At 66.0% G+C, this 5,884-nt stretch carries 6 protein-coding genes; 2 read left to right on the top strand and 4 right to left on the bottom strand.

The annotated features are described in order from the left end of the window. The 3 genes from VFH65_RS30250 to VFH65_RS30240 form a co-directional block, all read right to left on the bottom strand. A partial coding sequence (locus tag VFH65_RS30250) for an ABC transporter permease (protein WP_353326953.1) occupies positions 1-581 on the bottom strand: 581 nt, incomplete at its 3' end. A gap of 1 nt (position 582) precedes the next feature. Continuing rightward, the gene (locus tag VFH65_RS30245; RefSeq protein WP_353326951.1) at positions 583-1,527 is read right to left on the bottom strand and encodes an ABC transporter permease; all 945 of its coding nucleotides are present in this window, start codon (positions 1,525-1,527) and stop codon (positions 583-585) included. Beyond that, the gene (locus tag VFH65_RS30240; protein WP_353326949.1) at positions 1,524-3,086 is read right to left on the bottom strand and encodes an ABC transporter substrate-binding protein; all 1,563 of its coding nucleotides are present in this window, start codon (positions 3,084-3,086) and stop codon (positions 1,524-1,526) included. Before VFH65_RS30240 ends, VFH65_RS30245 begins: the two co-directional genes overlap by 4 nt. A gap of 151 nt (positions 3,087-3,237) precedes the next feature. Here VFH65_RS30240 and dinB point away from each other — a divergent pair, with 151 nt between their 5' ends. Then, positions 3,238-4,467, top strand: coding sequence for a DNA polymerase IV (gene dinB, locus VFH65_RS30235; RefSeq protein ID WP_353326947.1), 1,230 nt, complete (start codon positions 3,238-3,240; stop codon positions 4,465-4,467). Between the two features lie 61 nt (positions 4,468-4,528). Beyond that, positions 4,529-4,819 (top strand): YiaA/YiaB family inner membrane protein, encoded by a 291-nt coding sequence (locus tag VFH65_RS30230; protein ID WP_353326946.1) that lies wholly within the window; start codon positions 4,529-4,531, stop codon positions 4,817-4,819. A gap of 3 nt (positions 4,820-4,822) precedes the next feature. Here VFH65_RS30230 and VFH65_RS30225 read toward each other — a convergent pair whose 3' ends face one another. Continuing rightward, positions 4,823-5,827 carry a PHP domain-containing protein gene (locus VFH65_RS30225; RefSeq protein WP_353326955.1) on the bottom strand — a complete coding sequence of 335 codons (1,005 nt, stop codon included), beginning with the start codon at positions 5,825-5,827 and terminating at the stop codon, positions 4,823-4,825. Positions 5,828-5,884: the final 57 nt, after the last annotated feature.

Raw genomic sequence — 5,884 nt, 5'->3', positions numbered from 1 at the left:
GTCGATGCGCCCATGATCTGGGCAGCTTCGACGTACTCGACATGCCGCAGGGCTAGCACCTGGCTGTACACGATCCTGGTGAACCGCGGGATGTAGAGCACGCCGATCACCAGGACGACGTTGACGAGCTCGTCGCCGAGGATCGCCACGGCGGCGATGGCCAGGACTACCGGAGGAAAGCTGAGCAGGATGTCGATGGCCCGCATGATCACCGTACCCACGATGCGGCCTGCGTACCCGGCGATCAGTCCGAGGGCAACCCCGATCACCGCAGCGATGATGACCGAGCTCACGGCCACCGACAAGGTGGTACGCAGAGCAATCAGCAACCGGGAGAACACATCTCGACCGAAGTCGTCGGTCCCGAGCAGACCATCCGGACTCAGGGGCAGGCCGACCATGTCGCGATAGTCGTACGGCGCGATGACTGGTGCGAGGACAGCGACGAGGGCGCACAGTAGCAGGAACCCACCGGCGATCGCCGTGCGGCGGTTTCGTAAGGCCCTGCGCCACAGTCCCTCTCGGCCAACGGGGGTGGCCGCGACTGGCGCGTCGGTGAGGATGCCGTCGGTGAGGGTCATCTCAACTCTCCGTGGTGCGGGGGTCAAGGGTCCGAACGGCCAGATCGCCGATCAGGTTGACGACGATGACGATGGTGGCGGTCGCGAGCACCACCGCCTGGATGACCGGATAGTCGCGCTGTCCGACCGCGTTCATCAGCAGGGAACTGATACCCGGCCAGCCGAAGATCGTCTCGACGAGGACGGTGCCACCGATCAATGTGGTGAGCTCGACCGTGGTGATCGACACCACCGGCACCAACGCTGTTCGCAGCGCGTGCCGGCGGACCACAAGTTTCTCCGCTACGCCCTTGGCCCGCGCGGTTCGCACGTAGTCCGCCGACAGCGTGTCCAGCATGGCCGACCGGGTCATCCTGGTGATCACCGCGCACGCGGCACCTGCCAACGTGATCACCGGGAGGATCAGAATCTGTAAGTGCCCCAACGGATCCGCCCATGGTGTAACGAACCGTCTCGGCGGAAGGATCGGGATCCAGAACGTGAAGACCAGCAGCAGCAACGTGCCGACCACGAACACCGGCAGCGAGATGCCGACGATCGATCCACCGACCAACAGGTGGTCGGCGGGGCGATCGGCGTGCGTCGCGGCGATCCGGCCGAGAATCACCCCGATCACGACGGCGAGCGCCAGGGCCAGCAGGACAAGCTCCAACGAGTTCATCAGCCGCGTCGGAAGATCTTGCATGACGGGGCGTCCGGACAGCAGGGACGTGCCGAGGTCACCGGTCATCAGCCGGCCCCAGAATCCGAGGTACTGATCGGCTACTGGTTCGTTCAGGTGCATGGCCTCGCGTGCCGCGGCGACCTGTTCCTCGGTGGCGGCGTCGCCGAGGGAGGCCCGTGCTGGGTCACCGGGAATCAGCCGGATGAGGAAGAAGACGATGCTGCCGACGACGAACAGCTGCACCACGGCGAGACCGAGTCGGCGAATCACGTAGTTGCTCATTGGGTTCGCTCCAACCAGGTCCGCCGCAACGCTGTCCCGTTCCATGCCCCTTTGGGCGGATGCGCATAGCCCTTGACGTAGGTGTGGAATGCCTCACCCTGCTCGCGTCGCACGGTGTAGGTGAGGGGGACAAGCTCCAAGGCCCGCCGCTCGAGGTCGGCGTAGATCTCCATCCGCAGGCCCGGATCCTGGGCCTTGCGGCCTTCGCGGAGTAGACGATCCGTCTCAGGGTCGGAGAACGAGAAGGTCTTCGCGAGAACACCGGTGCTGCCAAGGATGTCCGACAGCGACGCCGGGTCGCCGAATTTGGGTGCCGTGCCCCATGCGTGGACAGGAAAGTTCTTGTCGGTCACGCTCTGCCGGAACGTGAGCCACTCCTGTTGCACAAGGTCCACGTCGAGTCCGGTCGAGCGCAGCGAGGGCAACATCGCCTGGGCCGGACGGAAGATGACGGAGTACGAGCTAGTGGTGACCATCGGGAACCGCAGCCCCTCGACGCCCGCCTGCCGTAGAAGGGAACGAGCCTGGTCGGGGTCGTAGGGCATCGAGCCCGCGAGCTCGGTGGCATATGGCGCGAAGTCCGGTGTCATCAGCGAACCGTCAATCGCGGCACCGTGACTCAGAAATGCGGTGTTCAGCACGGCGTCCCGGTCGATCGACATCGCGACGGCCCTGCGGACACGCACGTCGTCGAACGGCTTCTGCGCCAGATCGAAGCCGACGTAACCGAATCCGAAGTTCTTGTCGGAAGCGAACTGCAGCTGCGGGTTACGGGTGACGACGTCGACGTGGGTGGCTGGGACGTAGTCGATCATGTCGACGGTCGCCGCGCGCAGGGCGGTCACCCGGGCATAGTCGTCGCCCATCGGTTGGAAGACGATGCCGTTGAGGTACGGCAGGTCGGATTCGAAGTAGGAGTCGAACCGTTCGTAGGTGGTGGCGACGCCGGGAATCCGCTCGACGAAGCGGAACGGGCCTGTGCCCATCACGGTGGTCTTCGGGTTGGCGCCAGACTCGATCCAGCGCCGGCTGACGATCAGCGTCGGTGGAAGGGCAAGCGCGAACGGCAAGGCCACATCGGGTTCGTCGAGCCGCATCTCGACGGTACGGGGATCGCGCGCGATCACTTCGGCGATGCCGGCGAGCAGCGGTGCGGACGACGCGGAGGTGGCCTTGTCCTGCATGCGCCGGATGGAGAACACGACATCGTCGGCGGTCAGCGGGGAACCGTCGTGGAACTGCACGTCGGGCCGCAGGCGCACGACGTAGGTCTGCGGGTCGGAGAATCCGTACTCCTCGGCGAGGTCTCCGACGATCTCACCGTCGGCGTCGAACTGCAGCAGGCTGTTGTAGGCGAGTTGGCGCAGGTAATCCGAAGCGGCGCCGGTCGAGACGTGCGGATCGAAGTTAGCCGGATCGGTCGACAAGCCGAAGTAGAGAATTCCACCGCGCCCTGGCGCACCGCCGGCTCCCGGCACCACCTCTTTCGCTGACTCAGGTAACGCGGCAGGATTCCCGCATCCGCCCAGTACTGCGGACGTGATTGCGGTGCCCGCCACGACCGCACCAGCGGTTAAGAACCTTCGCCTGCTGAGAGGGTCCACCAGGATCTCCCTAAATTCGCTCTCGCATCCTCAGCGTATGGCTCATGTATACACGGCGGCTACATGACAGACAAGACCTGATGATGTCGGATGGCGATGCGAACATATGTTCGTGTCTCGGGTTGGATCGACGGCTCCGTCGTCGGCCGCGACGATCCTCCATGCTGACCTCGACTCGTTTTACGCATCGGTCGAGCAGCGTGACGATCCGGCGTTGCGCGGACGGCCGGTGATCGTCGGCGGCGGCGTCGTGCTCGCGGCGAGCTACGAAGCCAAGGCTTACGGCGTGCGCACCGCGATGGGCGGTCGCCAGGCCCGCGGCTTGTGCCCGCACGCGATCGTCGTGCCGCCGCGAATGTCGGCGTACTCGCAGGCCAGCGAGGCCGTATTCGAGGTGTTCCACGACACGTCGCCCGTGGTGGAACCGCTGTCGGTCGACGAGGCCTTCCTCGACGTGTCCGGGTTGTGGCGGGTGTCGGGCACGCCGGTGGAGATCGCCGCGCGACTGCGTGCCCAGGTCCGCGACCGCGTGGGGCTGCCCATCACCGTCGGCATCGCCCGCACCAAGTTCCTGGCGAAAGTCGCCAGCCAGGAGGCCAAACCCGACGGGCTGTTATTGGTGCCGCCGGACCGTGAGTTGGCCTTCCTGCACCCGCTGCCGGTGCGACGGCTGTGGGGCGTCGGCGCCAAGACCGCCGAGAAGCTGAACGCACACGGCATCGAGACCGTCGCCGATGTCGCCGAGCTTTCCGAGTCGACGCTCGGTTCGCTGGTTGGCGGGGCGATGGGTCATCGCCTGTTTGCGTTGTCCCGCAACATCGATCGGCGCAGGGTGGTGACTGGGGTGCGGCGCCGGTCGGTCGGCGCTCAACGGGCGCTCGGGCGGCGCGGAAACACGATGTCGGCGGCGGAGGTCGACGCGGTGGTGGTCAACCTCGTCGACCGGATCACCCGGCGGATGCGCAAGGCCGGCCGCACCGGCCGAACGGTGGTGCTGCGGTTGAGGTTTGACGACTTCGGCCGGGCCACCCGGTCGCACACGATGCGTCGCGCCACCGCCTCGACCGACGCCATCCTCGAAACCGCTCGCGGTCTGGTCGCCGCCGCCGCTCCGCTGATCGCCGAGCGCGGCCTGACGCTGGTCGGCTTCTCCGTGTCCAACATCGATCGCGGGGGTGCCCAGCAGCTGGAGCTGCCGTTCGAGGAAGACGCCGACACCACCGCCATCGACGAGGCGGTCGACCAGGTGCGTCAACGCTATGGCAACAGCTCGGTCACCCGTGGCGTCCTCCTCGGCCGCGATCCCGGTCTTGAGATGCCCCAGTTGCCGGACTAGTCAGGAGGATTTGAGTAGTCTCACTCAGCCGCCGCCGCGCTGCTCACGACAGCCTGGATGCATGACCACACTCAATCGCCCATCCAGGAACACCGCGGCCTTTGCCCTTCAGGCCGCCATCGCATTCGGCGTGAGTCTGCTCGGCGTTCTCGGCGGCATTCTCTTCCTGCCATTGGACATGTGGCAGCGGCTCTTTCTGGGGATGACCGTCCTGTTCCTGGTAACCAGCTCGTTCACGCTGGCCAAGGTGATCCGCGACCAAGAGGAGGCAGCGACCATCCGGGTCCGCCTCGACGAGGCCCGGATGGAAAAGCTTCTGGCAGAACACAACCCGTTCACCACCACGAGTTGACCGCTACGACGCGGTCCAGTCCAGCAGCTTCTCGGCCGGCCAGGTGTTGACGATTCGTTCCACCGGAACCTCAGCATCCAGCGCGCGCTGCGCCCCGTAGCCGAGAAACTCCAGCTGGCCAGGGGCATGTGAATCGGTGTCGATGGAGAACATACAGCCGATCTCCAGCGCCAGTTTCAACAGCCGGGTCGGCGGATCACGGCGCTCGGGCCGCGAATTGATCTCGACGGCGGTGCCGTTCTCGCGGCACGCGGTGAACACCTTCTCGGCGTCGAACTTCGACTCCGGCCGCATGCCTCGGCCGCCGGTGACCAGCCGGCCCGTGCAGTGACCGAGCACGTCGGTGTGCGGGTTCTCCACGGCCTTGATCATCCGTCGCGTCATCGATGGCGCGTCCATCTTCAGCTTGGAGTGCACGCTGGCCACCACGACGTCGAGGCGCTCGAGCAGCTCGGGCTCCTGATCCAGGGTGCCGTCCTCGAGGATGTCGACCTCGATGCCGGTGAGGATGCGCATCGGCGCCACCGTTTCGCGCAACTCGTCGATCACGTCCAGCTGCTTGCGCAGCCGCTCGGGCGACAATCCGTTGGCGATGGTCAGCCGCGGCGAATGGTCGGTCAGCGCGCAGTATTCGTGGCCCAACTCCCTTGCGGCGAGCATCATTTCCTCGATAGGCGCGGACCCATCCGACCAGTTCGAGTGGACGTGCAGGTCGCCGCGAAGCGCGGACCGGATATCGCCGCCACCGAGATCCTTTGCAGCCGAACGCAACTCGACTAGAACGTCTGGTTCACGGCCGGCCCAGGCCTGAGCGATAACCTTGGCGGTTTTCGGCCCGATGCCCGGCAGCGACTGCCAGCTGTTGGCCGCGCCATGGCGATCGCGGTCGGCCTCGCTCAGCTCCTCGACGATGTCGGCGGCGTTGCGGTAGGCCATCACCCGTCGCGGGTCTTCCCGCGCCCTGTCCTTGTAGTAGGCAATCTGGCGCAGTGCGGTCACCGGATCCATGAGTCCAGTGTCCCCGTCGCGCCGAGCTAAGACCAAGCCGGATCGCGGCCGCTCAGC

This window comes from Mycobacterium sp. (assembly GCF_035697385.1).
Taxonomy (GTDB): domain Bacteria; phylum Actinomycetota; class Actinomycetes; order Mycobacteriales; family Mycobacteriaceae; genus Mycobacterium.
Note: the sequence above shows the minus strand (reverse complement) of the source record. Positions and strands in the feature narration are given on the sequence as shown.